The following is a 17,551-nucleotide window of genomic DNA, read 5'->3' on the forward strand; positions in this document are numbered from 1 at the left end:
GAAGTTATTTAAAACTATAAGCGACTTTGTTATTGTATTTTTATAAAATTGCCAATAGATATAATATTTAATGAATTTTATTCAATAGAACGGTAAATTTGTTTGAAATATTTAAAACAAAAAAAGTACTCTATATTTCATTCTAGATGTGTTTTGGTTTGTCATTTATCAATCATATATATGGCCGTCACACTTAACTCGTTTCAGGGTCTCAAAAGCATAAAGTGTTGTTAATCTTTTTCTAAACTTTTCTTAAACATACAAACTTTGTGAAATCGATGTTCTATTTTTAGTATCATAACTTATAATATTATGTATAAACTCTATTTTACACTCTTTGCTTTTGCTATATTTTCTTCTTGTATTGAATCTCAAAACAAGATCGTTGGAGGACCATGTGAAGGCTGCGAAGCTGTTTATGAATATGGCGATAAAATATTAAAGCATGTTGATACCATCACAGGATTTAACACATTAGGAAATAAAATTAAAGTTAGTGGTGTAGTTTATCAATTGGATGGAAAAACACCAGCTAAAAATGTTATTTTATACATTTATCACACTGATAATAAAGGTAAATACCCAACTAATGCAAACTCTAACGGTTGGGAAAGGCGTCATGGATATTTACGCACTTGGTTAAAAACCAGTGAAAACGGAACTTATGCATTTTATACAACAAGACCAGCATCTTACCCAAATTCAAACGTGCCACAACACATACATATTACAGTAAAAGAACCTGATAAAACCGAGTATTATGTTGAGGATTTCTATTTTAATGACGACCCTTACTTAACAAAAAACATAAAAGTAAGAGCACGCCCAAGAGGTGGCTCAGGTGTTATTGCGTTAAAAAGGACAGGCGAACTAAAAGAAGCAAAAAGAAACATTATTTTAGGTTTAAATATACCTAACTACTAAATTTAAAAAAGTGTTTCTACTTTATCATTTCCCATTTTTGGGATTATTAAATTACTTCCTAGCTCATCATTTAATTTTTGAATAAAATAGGCAGAAAGCAAAGGCGATTCTTTTTCAATATTTTGATGAATAAAAAAATCGATTTCTTTTATTCCTTGATTTTTCCATGTTTTTAAGCGCTATACCCAATCGTCAAGACGCGTATAGTCGCTTTTATGATTAGCACCAACATAACGAACAAATGCCGTTGCATTGGTTAATCGCATGTGCATTAAATCTCTTCTCCCAGCAGTATCTACAACAACATTAGATATATTATGTTCTTCTAATAACGCATATAAATCTTTTGAAACTGCTAAATCATTATACCAATTGGTATGTCTAAATTCAATAGCTAACGGAATTTCTTTAGGCCAACTTTCAACAAAATCCAATACTCTATCAAAATCTTTTGGAGCAAAATTGTTATGCATTTGCAAAAATATGGTCCCTAACTTTTCTTTTAAATTTGATGCATTGTACAAATAGTTATCAACCACTTGTTGCGTCTAATTTAAACGCTTCCAATGGCTTATTTCTTGATTTAATTTCGGAAAAAATTTAAATCCTTCAGGGGTTTTGTCATACCATGTTGAAAACTGCTCTGGAGAAAATATTCTATAAAATGTGGCATTTAATTCAATTGAGTTAAACTGGTTTGAATAATAAATCAGCTCATCTTTTGTGCCTCTTGGATAAAACCCCTTAAGGTCTGCTTTATTCCATTTGGCGCATCCTACGTAAATTTCAGGTATATTATCATCCTTTGTTTTATTAAGCACAAGCTTTGTATCAGGATGGTCTTTTGGTAAAGTAAAATCAATATTTACAGGGTTTTCTACGCTTCCAAATTTCATTTAAATAATTTTATTTAAAGATAGAAAAATCTTTATTGTTAATAAGGTGGTTAATAATTATAGCTTGAAAGATTCATATAAGGTTTAATAATATATATTTTTAATCCAAACTCCAAAACATGAACACCAGAGACTTCAATCTAAAGAGCATCAGACCTGACATTGAAACCGTAACGATTAATGATGATATGAGTAGAGACGAGCGTTTTCAGAATTTGGTTTTACGACCAGTAGTTAAATTACAAAACGAATTATTAATTGAGGTTTTTATAAACTACATAACCAAACATAAATCTGTTTTTTATGATTTAAGTTTAGAAAAGCGGATTGACTACATAGAGAATGCCATCCAAAAAGACATGAAATTTAGAAATTCATTAAAAGGGATGATTATTGGTCAATTTACAGTTGAAGAATACTTGCTATATATTGAAAACTCTTCAGCATTAAATAAGCGTATGATGAATATTGTTAAAGAGCGATTACTAAGTAATATGCTACTTTTTGAAAAGCCAAAGGTACTACAGGCTGTTTAAATTAAATGAGGGAAACACCATTTAAATCAGTAGTTAAAACATCACTCATATAGTTGAAATATGGACGAACAGCTTTAAATGCTTCGTCAACTTCACTTATAAAGTTATCACTTAAAACCTCTTTATCGGTAAATTTTTTAATAAAGATATATTGCTTCTTTTTTATTAAATCTATCGCTTTGTGATCTTTACTGAATCCTTTTGGCGCAGTTTTTACTTCATCACCAACAAAATCTCCCCAAACACTTTTAAATTTTTTGTCTTTTAAAATAGCACGTATTTCAGAATCATCTGTTTCAAATTCTTTTCGCATTCTAAGTAAGTCTGCTGGAGCAGGTTCCCAAAAACCAGTAGCAATAAAGTTTTCATTGTTAGGTTGAATATGAAGATAGTAACCACCTCTTAGCTTAGGTTTTGTTCGATGAAATGATCCTCCAAAATGGGTTTTATAAGGTAATTTGTTTTTTGAAAATCGCACATCTCTATAAATCCTGAAAATTTTGAGTTTATCAATGTCATCGTGCTTATTCAAATTTTCTAAAACCTTATTATAAAAAGCTTTAACCTCTTTTTCAATAGCTTTAAATTCAGGTTTATGTTCATTAAACCAATCGCGGTTATTGTTTTTTTCTAACTGATTAAAAAATTGAAAAACAGATTTTGGTACAGTAACACTCATGGATAATTGCTTTTTTATAAAAATACAAAAAGTCCTAAATTAATAGGACTTTTTGAATGATTGTTTATCTAGTTTTATTGATTTGTCTCTGCGAAAACATAGGTTTTGGTTTCAATACTATCTTTTTCATTATCATAATATTGAATTACAAAGTTGCCTTCTTTGTTAAAATATCCAATACCAGTATAACTTTCTCCATTAACTAAATAGTGTCCGTTTGCATTAGTATTTAATGCTTTTTCAACAGGAATAAACATGGCTTTATCTTTATTAAAAGCAATATCGAATCCTCGGTCACTTGGTTTGAATAAATAATTTTTATCACCAATTTTATAATAAGTTTCTTTAGACAAGACATCATAATTTTCATCATTATCGTTATCTACCATAACCATTTTTTCAACTTTAGTAGAGGTATTTACACGATCTTGATTTACTTTATTTTTGTCTTTCTCATTTAATTTAACAGAAGCTGTTTCTCTGGTAACTACCTTAACTTTTTTCTCGGTTGTTTTGTCACCATCTTTTATTTTTACAACTTTTACTTCTGTTTCTTCTTTAGTTTCTTTTGGCTTTTCTTGAGCCATTAAACTACTTGTACATAATAGTAATGCACATACATATATTATATTTTTCATCTTTTTAATTTTAAGAGTTATCTTTCTTTTTTTTGGATTCTTCTTTAACTTCGTTTATTTCATCTTTAACATCTTCTATGGCATCTTGTACATCGTCAGATGCATTTTCAATGTCATCTCCTACTTCTTCAATTGCTGCTTCAATTTTTTCATCGGCAGTTTTTTGATCTCTGCATCCAGTAAACACCATAGCGGTTGTTAATATAAATACGATTGCTAATATTAATTTTTTCATTATTTCTAGTTTTTTTGGTTATTAATCTATTTCATCTTCAATATCATCTGCGGCATCTTCTAGTCCTTCTCCAACTTCTTCAACGCCGTCTTCAATTTTCTCACCTGCACTTTTTTCGTCTCTGCAACTTGTTGATGCAATTGATAAAGTGAATAATAATGTTAATGCTAATATGATTTTTTTCATGATTTTAATTTTAATGGTTTATATAAGTTTTATTTTTTCATTACTCCCCTTAGCAAGGATAATATGAATAATACTAGGAATATGAAGAAACATATTTTTGCTATTCCAGCAGATGCTCCTGCTATTCCTCCGAAGCCTAAAACTCCAGCAATTATTGCGATTATTACAAATGTGATTGTCCAACGTAACATAATTTAATTTTTTTAAGTTTGGATTTAATAGACAATGTCTAAAACATGGTCCTACTCTAATTTTTAGAGAATACACCTCATTTCAATTTGAAACACGTGTTTGTTTTAAATACGCTTTTGCCATTAAGGGCAGACTTTTGTTTAACATTATTTATGATATTTTTTGTGTAAATGTTAAATTCTTTAAGAAAGAAAAAGCGTGATTTTTTTGAATTTATTTTTTAAGAATCTACTTCAACGACCCTTGATTTTAACGAATCTTTTGTGCTTTTACTCCAAGCATCAAGCATCCAACTTGATTTTTCAAGTTCTCTTATATAAGCACCAATTAAGTCTATAGTGCCTTCATCACCAATTTTTGTAGCAGTTTCTATAACTTTTGACATTTGTTTGAGCAAAAGCTTGTGGTCGTTTAAAGTTTCGGTGACCATATCAATATCAGTTTGTAATGGAGCTGCTTCATTAATTGATGATACTTTTAAGTAATCACTATACTTGCTCATTGGATGGTAACGTAAAGTTAAAATGCGCTCAGCAATTTCATCAATTTTTATTTGAGCATCATTGTATAACTCTTCAAATTTAACGTGCAGTTCAAAAAAGTTTTTACCCAGAATGTTCCAATGGTTGCTCCTAAGTTTCTGATAATAAATGTGGTAATCAGCTAATAATACATTTAGTTCTACTACAACTGTTAGTAATTCTTCATCCTTCATATTCAAATAGCTCATAATTTTTATCTGTTTTTTATTGTTCTACTACATATAAACTATGATGAATATTAGATTTGTCAAGTGATTTAACAAGCTTTAACTCTATTAAGTTTTATTTAACATAATTTATGTTAAATAAAACTTAATATGTTAAAAAAATTAGGAACAAATACTGTAAGTGTTTTTATATGAAATCTATTTTCCTGAGAATTAATCCTGATGCTGGGGCGATATAATCCATTTTAATATTACTGTCATTTTTCAGGCTGTTTTCAATATCTAAAAGGGATAATTTACCTTTACCTAAATCTATTAATGTACCCATCATTAATCGTATTTGGTTGCGCATAAATCCTTTACCTTTTACTCTAAAAATGTATGATTTTTCAGGAAAGTAATTTGCGGTATAAATGGTGTTTTCAATAATTTCGGAAAGCATTATTTCTCTGTTATAAACGCCATTATTGGATGGTTTGTAGCAATACGATTTAAAATAATGTTCACCCTGAAAAAGTTTTGCGCCTTGAATCATTAAATCAATATCGAGATTATCAAGTATGGTTGTCATGATTGGTGCGCAAAAGGGATGGCATTTTTCACCAAATGTAAAAAGGTAATTGTACTCTTTTAGTTTTGAATGGTTTATTATATTGAATTTTTTATCAACTTCTTTGATGCTTAAGGCTCTGATATCTTGAGGTAAGTTGTAATTAAACAATTCTAAAAAGGCATTTTCGTCTTCAATGGGTTCAGACAAAAACAACTCGATTGCTGCACTTTCTGCCGACACCATAGCATCTGTTCTACCAGAACTTAAACTTTTAAAGGGCTTGCATTCTAAAATAAAATTTAAAGTTCTATCCACCATTAAGTGCAAGGTTTTTACGTCGGGTTGTTTTTGCCAACCGTGAAAACGATACCCCAAATATTGAATAGTTATAAGGTAAAAATATTTTTTGGCCATAATTTTTAAAGAGGGTTGAAAGTAAGTTATTTATTAATTCTAACAAAAAATTTATAAATTGTATTTCATTTATTAACTAAACTAATTATTATGACAAATCAATCAACAATCAAACCGCCTATTTGGTTTTGGATAGTGAGTGTTATTGCACTTATATGGAACGGAATGGGCGTTAATGCTTATTTACAACAGGCTTACAATACAGAAAGCTATCGTGCTATGTATAGTGAAGAGCAACTAGAAATTGCAGCAAATATGCCTAGTTGGGTAACAGCAGCCTTTGCTATTGCCGTTTTTGCGGGTGCATTAGGAGCGATAGGACTTTTATTAAGGAAAAAATGGGCAACTACACTTTGGACGCTTTCGTTACTTGCGGTTATTGTACAAATGGGATATATTTTAATTAATGGGTATCAATCAGATATGACAATGACCATCATGATTATTGTTTTTGCATTTGTATTTGTATGGTTTTCAAGAATGTCAGCATCAAAAGGATGGCTTTCTTAAAAAAATCAATTTAAAAGACTTTATTAAAAGGTGTCATTGTAATGATACCTTTTTTATTTATGCCTGTTTTTAAGCTCGTTTTCGATATCTTTTAAAGTAAATCCTTTTGCTTGAAGCAACATTAAATAGTGAAATAATAAATCTGATGATTCGTATAAGAACAATTCATCATTATTATCCATAGCTTCAATAACAGTTTCAATAGACTCCTCACCTACTTTTTGAGCTATTTTATTGATGCCTTTAGAAAACAAACTGGCCACATAAGAATTACTTATGTCTTTGTTTTTTATACGGTCTGCTATCACATGTTCTAAAGTTGAAAAGAAACCAAAATTAGATTCATTTTCTTCTCCCCAACAAGTATCGGTTCCTTTATGGCATGTAGGACCTTCAGGTTTTACTTGAATAAGTAATGTATCATTATCGCAGTCGTTTTTTATATCTATTAAATTTAAAAAGTTGCCACTTTCTTCACCTTTAGTCCACAACCGTTGCTTGCTTCTACTAAAAAAAGTGACTTTTTTTGTTTCTAGCGTTTTGTTATAAGCGTCTTCATTCATATAGCCCAACATCAACACATTTTTAGTTGAGGCATCTTGAATGATGGCTGGTATAAGTCCGTTTGAGTCGTATTTTATATTCATGTTTTATCTTTGTGAGATACTAAATCGAGTTCAGTATGACAATTAAAGTCGCACTTCTATATTATGTTCTTTTAATTCTTTTTTTAGTTCAGGAATCGGGATTTCGCCAAAGTGAAATACGCTTGCCGCTAAGGCTGCATCTGCTTTTCCGCTTTTAAAAGCATCAACAAAATGTTGAACGTTCCCAGCACCACCTGAAGCTATAATCGGAATATTTAATTCCTCAGATAGTTTTGCTAAGGCTTTATTTGCAAACCCATTTTTTGTACCATCATGATTCATTGATGTGAATAGAATTTCGCCTGCGCCTCTTGATTCAACCTCTTTTGCCCATTTAAATAAATCAATATCAGTAGGAATGCTTCCACCGGCTAAATGCACTTTCCAATTATCACCGATCTTTTTTGCATCAATAGCAACTACCACACATTGACTCCCAAATTTATCAGCTAATTCATTAACTAGTTCTGGTCTTTTTACTGCTGAAGAATTAATTGAAACCTTATCTGCACCACACTTTAAAAGGGCATCTACATCTTCAATGGATGATATACCACCGCCTACGGTAAATGGTATATTGACTTGTTCAGCAACATGTAAAACCATATCAAGCGTAGTAGCGCGACCTTCTAAAGTAGCCGAAATATCAAGAAAGACCAACTCATCTGCACCTAAATCGGCATATTGTTTTGCTAGTTCAACGGGGTCGCCAGCGTCTCGTAAATCAACAAAATTCACGCCTTTTACGGTACGCCCATTTTTAATATCTAAACATGGTATGATTCTTTTTGTCAACATTTACACAAACTTTTCTAATTGCTTTAAAGTGATTTTGTTCTCATAAATAGCCTTTCCTATTATAACGCCTTCACAACCTATTTCTCTTAAAATCGGGAGTTCGTCGATATGTGAAATACCACCAGAAGCGATAAGCTTTATGGATTGTCCTTGACTGCTATTTGAACATTCATCTATAATTTCCTTATATAGTTCGACTGAAGGGCCTTCAAGCATTCCATCTTTTGAAATATCGGTACAAATGACATACTGAATCCCTTTTTTTTGATACATTTTTATAAAAGGGATAACACTTTCCTTGCTTTGCTCCATCCAACCACTAATGGATACCTTTCCATCGTCACTATCTGCTCCCAAAATAATTTTTGCAGCACCATATTTAGAGATCCAACTTTCAAAAGTTTTAGGATCTTTAACCGCAATACTACCACCTGTAATTTGTTTCGCCCCGGAATTAAATGCAATATGCAAGTCTTCATTAGTTTTTAAACCACCGCCAAAATCTATTTTTAAACTTGTTTTTGAGGCTATTTGCTCTAAAACTTTATAATTGACTATATGATTAGCTTTGGCACCATCTAAATCCACCAAATGTAAATACTGAATCCCAGAATCTTCAAAAGTTTTGGCAATGTCTACAGGACTTTCGCTATATATTTTTTTAGTACCATAATCCCCCTTTGTTAAACGAACACATTTACCGTCAATAATATCTATGGCTGGTATAATTCTCATATTACAACTCTATAAAGTTTTTTAATATTTTTTCGCCTGCTAAGCTACTCTTTTCTGGGTGAAATTGTACACCGTAAAAATTATTGTGCTTAAGCGCAGAAGCATAATTAATTCCATAATCTGTTTTTGCAATAGTTTGATCGCAATGTTCAGCGTAATAGCTATGAACTAAATACATGTATTCATTTTCCTTAATTCCTTTAAACAAATCAGACTTCAAGTCTTTTATAACATTCCAGCCCATTTGAGGAACTTTTACATTGTTAGAAAAACGTTTTACTACAGTTTTAAAAATCCCTAGCCCCTTAGTGTTTCCCTCTTCGGTATACTCGCAAAGAAGCTGCATACCTAGGCAAATACCTAGTACGGGCTGTTTTAATTGTGGAATGACAATATCTAGCCCACTCGCTTTAAGCATTGCCATTGCACTACCTGCTTCACCTACACCCGGAAAAATTATTTTGTCAGCAGCAATAATTTCTTCAGGATTATCTGATAAAATAGCCTCATAGCCTAAACGTTTAAATGCAAACTGTATGCTTTTTATATTTCCTGCTCCGTAATTTATTATTACCAACTTCATTACAACATACCTTTTGTTGATGGTAAAATCATTTTTTCGATATCCCGTTTTACCGCCATTTTAATTGCTTTTGCGAATGCTTTAAAAATGGCTTCAATTTTGTGATGCTCGTTTGTGCCTTCTGCTTTTATATTCAAGTTACATTTAGCACCATCAGTAAACGATTTAAAGAAGTGATAAAACATTTCTGTTGGCATTTTCCCTATCATTTCACGTTTAAAATCAGCTTCCCAAACTAGCCAGTTTCTACCACCAAAATCAATCGCAGCTTGTGCGAAACAATCATCCATTGGTAAACAGAACCCATAACGTTCAATTCCTAATTTGTTGCCTAAAACCTTATTAAACAACTCTCCTAAAGCTATTGCTGTATCTTCAATAGTATGGTGCTCATCTACTTCCAAATCGCCATCAACTTTAATAGTTAAATCTAATTGACCATGTCTTGCAATTTGATCGAGCATATGGTCGAAAAATGCAATTCCAGTATCTATTTTACTTTTGCCTGTTCCATCTAAATTTAACTGAATAGCTATTTTAGTTTCATTGGTATTTCTAATAATGCCTCCAGTTCGTTCATCAGCCTTTAAAAAAGCATAAATTTTAGCCCAATCATTAGTCTCTAGTGCTATAAACTTGTTTAACTCTTCCCTTTTTACAGTAATTTCGTTGGTTCCTAAGTGGGTTTCGTCATTTATAAATATTCCTTTAGCACCTAGATTTTTGGCTAATTCTATATCTGTTAATCTATCGCCTATTACAAACGAATTTTCTAAATCGTACTCATCTGAAAAATATTTAGTTAATAGTCCAGTATTTGGTTTCCTCGTTGGGGCATTATCTCTAGCAAACGTCCTATCAATAAATTGCTCTTCGAAAGTGATGCCTTCAGCTTCAAAAGTTTTTAAAATAAAATTATGAACTAGCCAAAACGTATTTTCAGGATAGGCTTCCGTACCTAAACCATCTTGATTTGTTATCATAACAATTTCAAAATCTAACTCTTTTGCTATTTTACCTAGATAAGTGAGCACTTTTGGGTAAAATTCCAATTTCTCAAATGAATCTATCTGCTCATCGGCTGGTTCTTTAATAATGGTACCGTCGCGGTCTATAAATAATACTTTTCTCATTGTATAGATTTTAATGTATCTATTAATTTTATATTTTCATCAGAAGTTCCAACTGTAAATCGTAAACAGTTTTCGCATCCTTTTTGAGTCGTTCTATTTCTTACTACGATACCTTTTTCAATAAGTTGATTATAGCGTTTTGTGGCGTCGTCAACCTTAGCTAGTATAAAATTAGCATCTGATGGAAATGTTTTTAAAACAAAAGGAACCAATTCTAATTTTGAATTCAATTTTTTACGTTCTTTTAAAATATTTTCAATTTGCTGGTTAGCTATATCTTTTTTTGATAGTAATTCGATTGCCTTTTGTTGTGTTAACTCGTTAACATTATAAGGCGGCTTGATTCGATTTAAAACTGAAATAATATATTCTGATGCATAACAAATACCCAACCTTATTCCCGCCATACCATATGCTTTAGATAGCGTTTGAGTGACAATTAAATTAGGAAAATCAGATAGTCGAACTAACCAACTTGGATTATCTGAAAAATCTATGTAAGCTTCGTCTATCACCACAATACCTTTAAATAATTTTAAAAGTTGCTCGATATCTTCATTTTTAAAACTATTACCTGAAGGGTTATTAGGAGAGCATAAAAATAGAATCTTTGAGTTTTTATTGGCAGCTTCCAATATTTTATCAACTTGAAGCTGAAAATCATCAGTTAAGTTTACCTCCTTAATTTCAATAGCATTGATATTTGCCAACACACTGTACATACCATACGTTGGTGGTAATGTGATAATATTATCTTGATTTGGTTCGCAGAATGCTCGATAAATAAGGTCTAATACTTCATCACTTCCATTTCCTAAAAGAATATTTTGCGTTGGTAATCCTTTTATCTCTGAAAGTACAGTTTTTAATTTTCTTTGCTGTGGGTCTGGATACCGATTAACGCCATTTTCAAAAGGGTTTTCATTTGCATCTAAAAACACCATATCATTACTTGTTCCTTGGAACTCATCACGTGCCGATGAATAGGGCTTTAGCCTTTTTATTGTTGGTCTAATTAATTCTTGAATATTCATTATTTCAAATCCTTCAATCTAATTGATACTGCATTTTTATGAGCTTGCAAACCTTCAGCCTCTGCCATAAGCTCAATAGTTTTGCCTAAATTTACAAGACCTTTTTTAGATATTTTTTGAAAAGTCATACTTTTTAAAAAGCTATCTAAGTTTACACCGGAGTAAGCTTTTGAAAAACCATTGGTTGGTAGGGTGTGGTTGGTTCCTGAAGCATAATCACCAGCGCTTTCCGGTGTATAATCGCCTATAAAAACAGAACCCGCATTTATGATATTATCAACATAAAAATTTTCATTTTTAGAGCAAATAATAAAATGCTCCGGTCCGTATTCATTAATTAATTCAAGCGCAATATTATCGTTCTCAACAAAAATTAATTTTGAATTAGCTATGGCTTTTTCAGCTATCACTTTTCGAGGAAGCACTTCTAATTGCCTTTCAATTTCTTCAGAAACTTTTCCAATTATATGCTTTGATGTAGAAACTAAAATCACCTGACTATCCGTACCGTGTTCAGCTTGACTTAGTAAATCTGAAGCAATATATGAAGCATTAGCTGTTTCGTCTGCAACTACAAGCAGTTCACTTGGGCCCGCAGGCATATCTATGGCAACTCCAAATTTGGTTGCTAGTTGTTTTGCAACGGTTACAAATTGATTTCCTGGTCCGAAAATTTTATAGACTTGAGGAATAGTTTCGGTTCCAAATGTTAATCCAGCAATTGCTTGAATACCTCCTACTTTTATAATTTTTGTTACACCACAAAGTTGAGCTGCAAACAAAATTTCAGGAGCCAATTTGCCTTCTTTATTTGGTGGTGAGCATAAAACAATGTCTTTGCATCTAGCAATTTGGGCAGGAACAGCCAACATCAAAACCGTTGAAAATAGTGGTGCTGTACCTCCAGGAATATATAATCCCACTTTTTGAATAGGGCGTTTTTCTTGCCAACATGTAACACCGCTTGATGTTTCAACTTCAATTTTAGATGTTTTTTGTGCTTTATGAAAAGCTTCAATGTTTTGTTTAGCTTGTTTAATAGCTTTTTTTAGGTTTTCTGGAATTATAGCAACAGCTTTTGTAATTTCTTCATCAGTTACCAAAAAAGATACTAAATCAACACCATCAAATCGTTCAGTATATTTTTTTATCGCACTATCTTTATTTTGCTTTACGTCATTAAAAACATCTATAACCGTTGCTTCAATATCATCTAAGGTTTGAGTAGGACGTTTTACAATGTCCAACCATTGACTTTTATTTGGATTATTTATTATCTGCATAACCTTAAATTAAAGTACCATTTTTTCAATTGGGCATACCAATATGCCTTGAGCTCCATTAGCCTTTAAGTCATCAATGACTTCCCAAAACTCATTTTTGCTAATTACTGAATGTACTGAACTCCAACCCTTTTCAGCTAAAGGTAAAACTGTTGGGCTCTTCATTCCGGGTAGTACTTTTATTATGCTTTCTAGTTTTTCGTTGGGAGCGTTAAGCAATATGTATTTTGATTGTCTGCCTTTTAAAACCGATTGAATTCTGAATTGAATTTTATCTAAAATAGCTTGTTTATCAGCATTTAAAATTGGTGAAACAGCTAAAACTGCCTCGGATTTCAATATAGTTTCAACCTCTTTTAAATTGTTTTTAAAAAGTGTACTACCACTGGAAACAATATCACAAATGGCGTCAGCTAAACCAATATTTGGGGCTATTTCAACTGAGCCATTAATTATATGAAGGTTAGCATTTATACCCTTTTCTTTTAAGTAACTTTTTACGGTATTAGGGTAAGACGTAGCAATACGTTTACCTTCTAAATCATTTAAGGATTGGTATTTCATAGTTTTAGGTACTGCGATGCAGACTCTACAAGTCGAAAACCCTAATTTTTCAGCTACTTTAATATCATTTCCTTTTTCAATTAAAACGTTCTCACCGATAATAGCTGCGTCTACAACACCGTCTTTTAGATATTGCGGAATATCACCATTTCTTAAATAAAAAACTTCTACAGGGAACCCTTTTGCTGAGGCTTTTAGTTGATCTTTACCGTTATCAATATTAATACCAATGTCTTTTAAAATTTGCATCGAGTCTTCGTTTAATCGACCCGACTTTTGTACTGCAATTCTTAGTTTACTCATGTTGTTTTGTTATGAGTTTGAAACAATCTAGATGATTTTACAATTAAAAAACCCGCTTGATTGTCTCAAACGGGTTTAAAAATATATGTTGATTTTATTCAATACATTTTCAGTTCGCTTGAGAGCAAATATGAAAATAATGATGTGATTGAATAAAGCTCATGTTTTCCTTTGTTTGTGCAAATATCTATAATTTATATTTACAATTCCAAATTAAACTTACATTTCTTGTAATTATTGAAAATAAGATAGTTTTAATTCAATTAATTATTTAAAATTCAAAAATAGTTAAGAATTAATTGAATTATTTTATTTTTAATTTTATTGATTTCCAAGAATAATAGGTAGTCCACTATCTCCAGAGCCAATAACTATTACTTTACTATTAGGCGATTCTGCTAATTTCATTGTAGCATCAATGCCTTTGTCTTGCAAAATTTTATCAGTCAATGAGGCGCTTAGAATTCTATTTGATTCTGCTTTTCCTTCAGCCTCAATAATTACTTTTTCTGCTTCTTTAGCTGCAGTAACTAATCTAAACTCATATTCTAGTGATTCTTGTTCTTGCTTTAATTTACGTTCAATAGCCTCTTTAATTGTTGCTGGTAAAGTTACGTCGCGAACTAAAACCTCATTTAATTGAACATATTGCTTTTCAAGTATTTTTTTTGTTTCTTCATATATTTCATCTTGAATAGCATCTCTCTTACTTGAGTATAATTGTTCAGGGGTGTAACGCCCCACAACACTACGAGCTGCACTACGAATTGCAGGTTGAATAACTCGCTGTAAGTAATTTTGACCAAGCGACTGGTGTAAATTACCTAAGTCATTATAAACAGGTTCATACCATGCTGATGCATCAATTTGAATTTCTAACCCATTAGACGATAACACTTTCATTTTTTCAAAAAGTTCTTGTTGACGAACTTCATATACAAATACTTTATTCCAAGGAGCAACTATATGGAACCCTTCTGCCATAGGTGGTTCATCAACAACTACGCCTTCTCCAAAAGTTTTAAATAATACTCCTGCTTCACCAGAATCTATGGTAACAGCAGATTTTGCTAATAACACTACTAATACTATTGCTACAATTATTATAGGCAATGCTACTTTAGGTAATTTTTCCATTCTTTTTTTAGTTTAAATTAATCCGTTATATTTTCTTAAAAACCACTCTAGCCCTAGACTTATTGCCATTATGGCGAGTAGGTATTTCCAATCTATCAAAGGTATGGTATTTTTACTGCTTTTTTGAATAGGCTGATATCTATTATCATTAAGTAGAGTGTTAACTAGGTTTTCTGTATTTTCAATTAAATAAGTAGACCCTCCACTATTTGTAGCCAATTGATTAAGTTTTGTTACATCAGCACTTAAAAATTGTTGCTCAACATTATATTCTAAAATTTGAAAATTACCAGATTTAGACAAGTTTTCATTAGTTGCCTTGATAGTAAATGCATATTCAGATGCAGGTAAACTGCTCAAATCTATTTGATAATTATTGTTTCTTAAAATTAATGGTAAAGTTTTCTGTTCTTTAGAAATCTTATCTATTACAGTTATAAATAATTTTTCGCGTGTATCAAAAACATAGTTCTTATCAAAAAATTCTGCTTTAATAATAACATTGCTGCTACCATTATAAAACGATTCATATTCAATATTTAATCGACTTTTTTGTTGGTTTGAAGCTAAGTATTGGATTAACTTTCCAATGAAATCATCAAATTGATTAAACGATTTTGAATTTAAATAACTTTGTGAACGCCATTTCCATATATTTTCTCCAAACAAAACAGCTTCTCTCCTATTATTAACATCCATAGTTGCTAAAAGTGGTTCGTTAATGGAGATTCCATTTTTAGTTTTATTTAAAATTGTTTGAAATGGAACTGAAAAGATAACGCTTCCATAAACAGATTTTAAAGGAGGAAAAGACTCAAAATTTATATCATCAATTAAAAAAGGCGAATAATTAACATTAAGTACAGCTTGGTAGTCTTCCAATTGATTTGTTATTTCTATATCGTAAAATGGATTATTTTGATTAATGAAATCTAAATCTGTTTTAGCACCAATAATTACTAGTTTATTTTTGTTTTGCGAATCTAAATATTCTGATATAACATTAAATGAATCATTTGGTTGGTATAATATAACTAATTGAAAATCATTAATTTGATTTATTATTTCTTTTGAATTTAAAAATGAAACCGAACGTTGTTCGTTACCCTCTATACTTTTCTTTAAAGCCCCTAAATCTGGATGCGGAAAATCGCTTACTACGGCTATTTTTGTTTTTTGATTGATAACTTCAACAGCAAAATTCTTAGTATTATTTACAATATTTTTTTCATTTTCAAAAGGAACGAGATTTGCTTTAAAATTACCTACACCTACAATATTAGCAGGTAAACTAAAGTTAATAACTTTTGAATTATTGGTTTGAGAAAAGTTTAAATTCTGTGAGTAAACAACTGAGTTTTCTTTAGTAACAATAAAATTGGTAGATAAATTTTCACTTCCATTATAAACCAAAATAGCTTCAACCGGAAATTTATTTTTCAAATAGGCATACTTATTAACGTTTAACTGCTCTATTTTTAGATCTGAATAAGTTATGGTATCTCCTAAAATTACGGGATAAATAGGTTGATTATAAGAGCTCGAACTAAATTGGTAATCGTTTCCATAGGTTTGATTACCATCAGTAATTAACAATGTTGGTGATATTGTTTGTTTATATATTTGGTTTAATTGACTGAATGCATTATAAATATTAGTCTGTTTTTCTGAAAATGTTAACGAATCTAGTGTTTTAATGGATTCACCAAATCTGTAGAATTCTAGATTAAATTTACTACTTAAATTCTCATTAATTTTTAAAACTTCTATAAAATCAATAGCTTGTTTATTTTGTTTAAGATAGCTTATTGAACTAGAATTATCGACTGCAATTACTAAATTTGGTTTTTCTACGGATAAACTTATTTGGTCAAAGCGAGGGTTAATTAACAAAAGAAGAATAGAAAAAACACTTATAAATCTCAAAAAAGAAAAAAGCATGTTTAATTTAGACATGCCTTTCTTTTTTTTATAATATTGAAAACCTGCTATAATAAGTGCAACAATTCCAGCAAGTACAATGTAAATTAGTGTTTCTGTTTGCATTAAAACTTAAGACTTCTTTTTAAGTAAGCATTCCGCCATCAACATTTAAGGTTTGCCCCGTAACATATGCGCTCATATCGCTTGCTAAAAACACGCAAACATTTGCTATATCTTCAGGAGTTCCACCTCGTTTTAAAGGAATGCCCGCACGCCATCCTTTTACAACTTCTTCGTCAAGTTTGGCGGTCATTTCGGTTTCTATAAACCCAGGTGCCACAACATTGCTTCTTATATTTCTTGAGCCTAATTCTAAAGCAACAGATTTTGAAAATCCAATAATACCAGCCTTTGAAGCCGCATAATTAGTTTGACCTGCATTACCTTTTACTCCTACAACCGAACTCATGTTAATAATAGAACCTTTGCGTTGTTTCAACATAGTTTTTTGAACGGCTTTAGTCATATTAAATACCGATTTTAAGTTTACCTCAATAACGGTATCAAAATCTTCTTCAGTAATACGCATGAGTAGATTATCTTTAGTAATACCAGCATTGTTTACTAAAATGTCTATGCTTCCAAATTCAGCAACAACATCATCTGCTAATTTTTGAGCTTCTTCAAAACTTGCCGCATTGCTTTTATATCCTTTGGATTTAATTCCTAACGCATTTAATTCGTTTTCTAAATCTTTGGCAGCTTCAACTGAAGAACTGTAAGTAAACGCTACGTTAGCGCCTTGTTGAGCAAATACTTGAGCAATTCCTTTACCAATTCCTCGGCTAGCACCAGTTATTATAGCTGTTTTTCCTTCTAATAATTTCATCTATAAGTTCAGTTAGTTTATGATTAATCTTGATATATTCAAATATAATA

General features: G+C 31.1%; 21 protein-coding genes and 1 pseudogene. 3 read left to right on the top strand and 19 right to left on the bottom strand.

The annotated features are described in order from the left end of the window. The first annotated feature begins 312 nt into the window (after positions 1 to 312). Positions 313 to 924 carry a dioxygenase family protein gene (locus L3X39_RS08740; protein WP_237231404.1) on the top strand — a complete coding sequence of 204 codons (612 nt, stop codon included), beginning with the start codon at positions 313 to 315 and terminating at the stop codon, positions 922 to 924. A 2-nt stretch (positions 925 to 926) separates the two neighbouring features. Here L3X39_RS08740 and L3X39_RS08745 read toward each other — a convergent pair. After that, a pseudogene (locus L3X39_RS08745) lies at positions 927 to 1,820 on the bottom strand (DUF72 domain-containing protein). A 119-nt stretch (positions 1,821 to 1,939) separates the two neighbouring features. Between L3X39_RS08745 and L3X39_RS08750 the strand changes: the two are divergent. Continuing rightward, a complete protein-coding gene (locus L3X39_RS08750) occupies positions 1,940 to 2,356 on the top strand; it encodes a glyoxalase (protein WP_237231405.1) in 417 nt (138 codons plus the stop codon). Between the two features lies 1 nt (position 2,357). Here L3X39_RS08750 and L3X39_RS08755 read toward each other — a convergent pair whose 3' ends face one another. The 7 genes from L3X39_RS08755 to L3X39_RS08785 form a co-directional block, all read right to left on the bottom strand. Further along, positions 2,358 to 3,035, bottom strand: a complete 678-nt coding sequence (locus tag L3X39_RS08755) for a DUF2461 domain-containing protein (RefSeq protein ID WP_237231406.1) — start codon at positions 3,033 to 3,035, stop codon at positions 2,358 to 2,360. A 74-nt stretch (positions 3,036 to 3,109) separates the two neighbouring features. Continuing rightward, entirely contained in the window at positions 3,110 to 3,673 is a 564-nt protein-coding gene (locus L3X39_RS08760; RefSeq protein ID WP_237231407.1) for a hypothetical protein, read from the bottom strand. A gap of 10 nt (positions 3,674 to 3,683) precedes the next feature. Beyond that, positions 3,684 to 3,908, bottom strand: coding sequence for a hypothetical protein (locus tag L3X39_RS08765; protein WP_237231408.1), 225 nt, complete (start codon positions 3,906 to 3,908; stop codon positions 3,684 to 3,686). Between the two features lie 21 nt (positions 3,909 to 3,929). Then, positions 3,930 to 4,094 (bottom strand): hypothetical protein, encoded by a 165-nt coding sequence (locus L3X39_RS08770; RefSeq protein WP_237231409.1) that lies wholly within the window; start codon positions 4,092 to 4,094, stop codon positions 3,930 to 3,932. Positions 4,095 to 4,123: 29 nt separating this feature from the next. Next, positions 4,124 to 4,285 (bottom strand): DUF1328 domain-containing protein, encoded by a 162-nt coding sequence (locus L3X39_RS08775; RefSeq protein ID WP_237231410.1) that lies wholly within the window; start codon positions 4,283 to 4,285, stop codon positions 4,124 to 4,126. Positions 4,286 to 4,506: 221 nt separating this feature from the next. Continuing rightward, entirely contained in the window at positions 4,507 to 5,016 is a 510-nt protein-coding gene (locus tag L3X39_RS08780) for a Dps family protein (protein WP_237231411.1), read from the bottom strand. Positions 5,017 to 5,182: 166 nt separating this feature from the next. Beyond that, positions 5,183 to 5,962, bottom strand: a complete 780-nt coding sequence (locus tag L3X39_RS08785) for a tRNA pseudouridine synthase A (protein WP_262910972.1) — start codon at positions 5,960 to 5,962, stop codon at positions 5,183 to 5,185. 90 nt (positions 5,963 to 6,052) lie between these two features. On the opposite strand from L3X39_RS08785, the gene L3X39_RS08790 reads away from it, so the two are divergent. After that, entirely contained in the window at positions 6,053 to 6,472 is a 420-nt protein-coding gene (locus L3X39_RS08790) for a hypothetical protein (protein ID WP_237231412.1), read from the top strand. Positions 6,473 to 6,525: 53 nt separating this feature from the next. On the opposite strand, the gene hisIE is transcribed toward L3X39_RS08790, so the two are convergent. The 11 genes from hisIE to fabG all read right to left on the bottom strand — a co-directional run bounded on the left by hisIE (position 6,526) and on the right by fabG (position 17,501). After that, complete coding sequence (gene hisIE / locus L3X39_RS08795) at positions 6,526 to 7,119, bottom strand: bifunctional phosphoribosyl-AMP cyclohydrolase/phosphoribosyl-ATP diphosphatase HisIE (protein ID WP_237231413.1); 594 nt, start codon at positions 7,117 to 7,119, stop codon at positions 6,526 to 6,528. A gap of 42 nt (positions 7,120 to 7,161) precedes the next feature. Then, positions 7,162 to 7,917 (bottom strand): imidazole glycerol phosphate synthase subunit HisF, encoded by a 756-nt coding sequence (gene hisF / locus L3X39_RS08800; RefSeq protein ID WP_237231414.1) that lies wholly within the window; start codon positions 7,915 to 7,917, stop codon positions 7,162 to 7,164. Further along, positions 7,918 to 8,652 (bottom strand): 1-(5-phosphoribosyl)-5-[(5-phosphoribosylamino)methylideneamino]imidazole-4-carboxamide isomerase, encoded by a 735-nt coding sequence (gene hisA / locus L3X39_RS08805; protein ID WP_237231415.1) that lies wholly within the window; start codon positions 8,650 to 8,652, stop codon positions 7,918 to 7,920. It abuts the gene before it with no gap. A 1-nt stretch (position 8,653) separates the two neighbouring features. Next, on the bottom strand, positions 8,654 to 9,235 hold the full coding sequence (gene hisH, locus L3X39_RS08810; RefSeq protein ID WP_237231416.1) for an imidazole glycerol phosphate synthase subunit HisH: 582 nt from the start codon (positions 9,233 to 9,235) through the stop codon (positions 8,654 to 8,656). Beyond that, positions 9,235 to 10,368, bottom strand: coding sequence for a bifunctional histidinol-phosphatase/imidazoleglycerol-phosphate dehydratase HisB (gene hisB / locus L3X39_RS08815; RefSeq protein WP_237231417.1), 1,134 nt, complete (start codon positions 10,366 to 10,368; stop codon positions 9,235 to 9,237). Before hisB ends, hisH begins: the two co-directional genes overlap by 1 nt. After that, positions 10,365 to 11,402: a histidinol-phosphate transaminase gene (hisC, locus tag L3X39_RS08820; RefSeq protein ID WP_237231418.1), complete on the bottom strand. Its 1,038-nt coding sequence runs from the start codon at positions 11,400 to 11,402 to the stop codon at positions 10,365 to 10,367. Before hisC ends, hisB begins: the two co-directional genes overlap by 4 nt. Next, positions 11,402 to 12,685 carry a histidinol dehydrogenase gene (gene hisD / locus L3X39_RS08825; protein WP_237231419.1) on the bottom strand — a complete coding sequence of 428 codons (1,284 nt, stop codon included), beginning with the start codon at positions 12,683 to 12,685 and terminating at the stop codon, positions 11,402 to 11,404. Before hisD ends, hisC begins: the two co-directional genes overlap by 1 nt. A 9-nt stretch (positions 12,686 to 12,694) precedes the next feature. Beyond that, positions 12,695 to 13,552 (bottom strand): ATP phosphoribosyltransferase, encoded by an 858-nt coding sequence (hisG, locus tag L3X39_RS08830; RefSeq protein ID WP_237231420.1) that lies wholly within the window; start codon positions 13,550 to 13,552, stop codon positions 12,695 to 12,697. Between the two features lie 321 nt (positions 13,553 to 13,873). Further along, positions 13,874 to 14,689 (bottom strand): prohibitin family protein, encoded by an 816-nt coding sequence (locus L3X39_RS08835; protein ID WP_237231421.1) that lies wholly within the window; start codon positions 14,687 to 14,689, stop codon positions 13,874 to 13,876. Positions 14,690 to 14,701: 12 nt separating this feature from the next. Beyond that, on the bottom strand, positions 14,702 to 16,735 hold the full coding sequence (locus L3X39_RS08840) for a VWA domain-containing protein (RefSeq protein ID WP_237231422.1): 2,034 nt from the start codon (positions 16,733 to 16,735) through the stop codon (positions 14,702 to 14,704). A 19-nt stretch (positions 16,736 to 16,754) separates the two neighbouring features. Then, on the bottom strand, positions 16,755 to 17,501 hold the full coding sequence (gene fabG, locus L3X39_RS08845; protein ID WP_237231423.1) for a 3-oxoacyl-[acyl-carrier-protein] reductase: 747 nt from the start codon (positions 17,499 to 17,501) through the stop codon (positions 16,755 to 16,757). Positions 17,502 to 17,551: the final 50 nt, after the last annotated feature.

Source organism: Flaviramulus multivorans, assembly GCF_021728415.1.
Classification (GTDB): domain Bacteria; phylum Bacteroidota; class Bacteroidia; order Flavobacteriales; family Flavobacteriaceae; genus Sabulilitoribacter; species Sabulilitoribacter multivorans.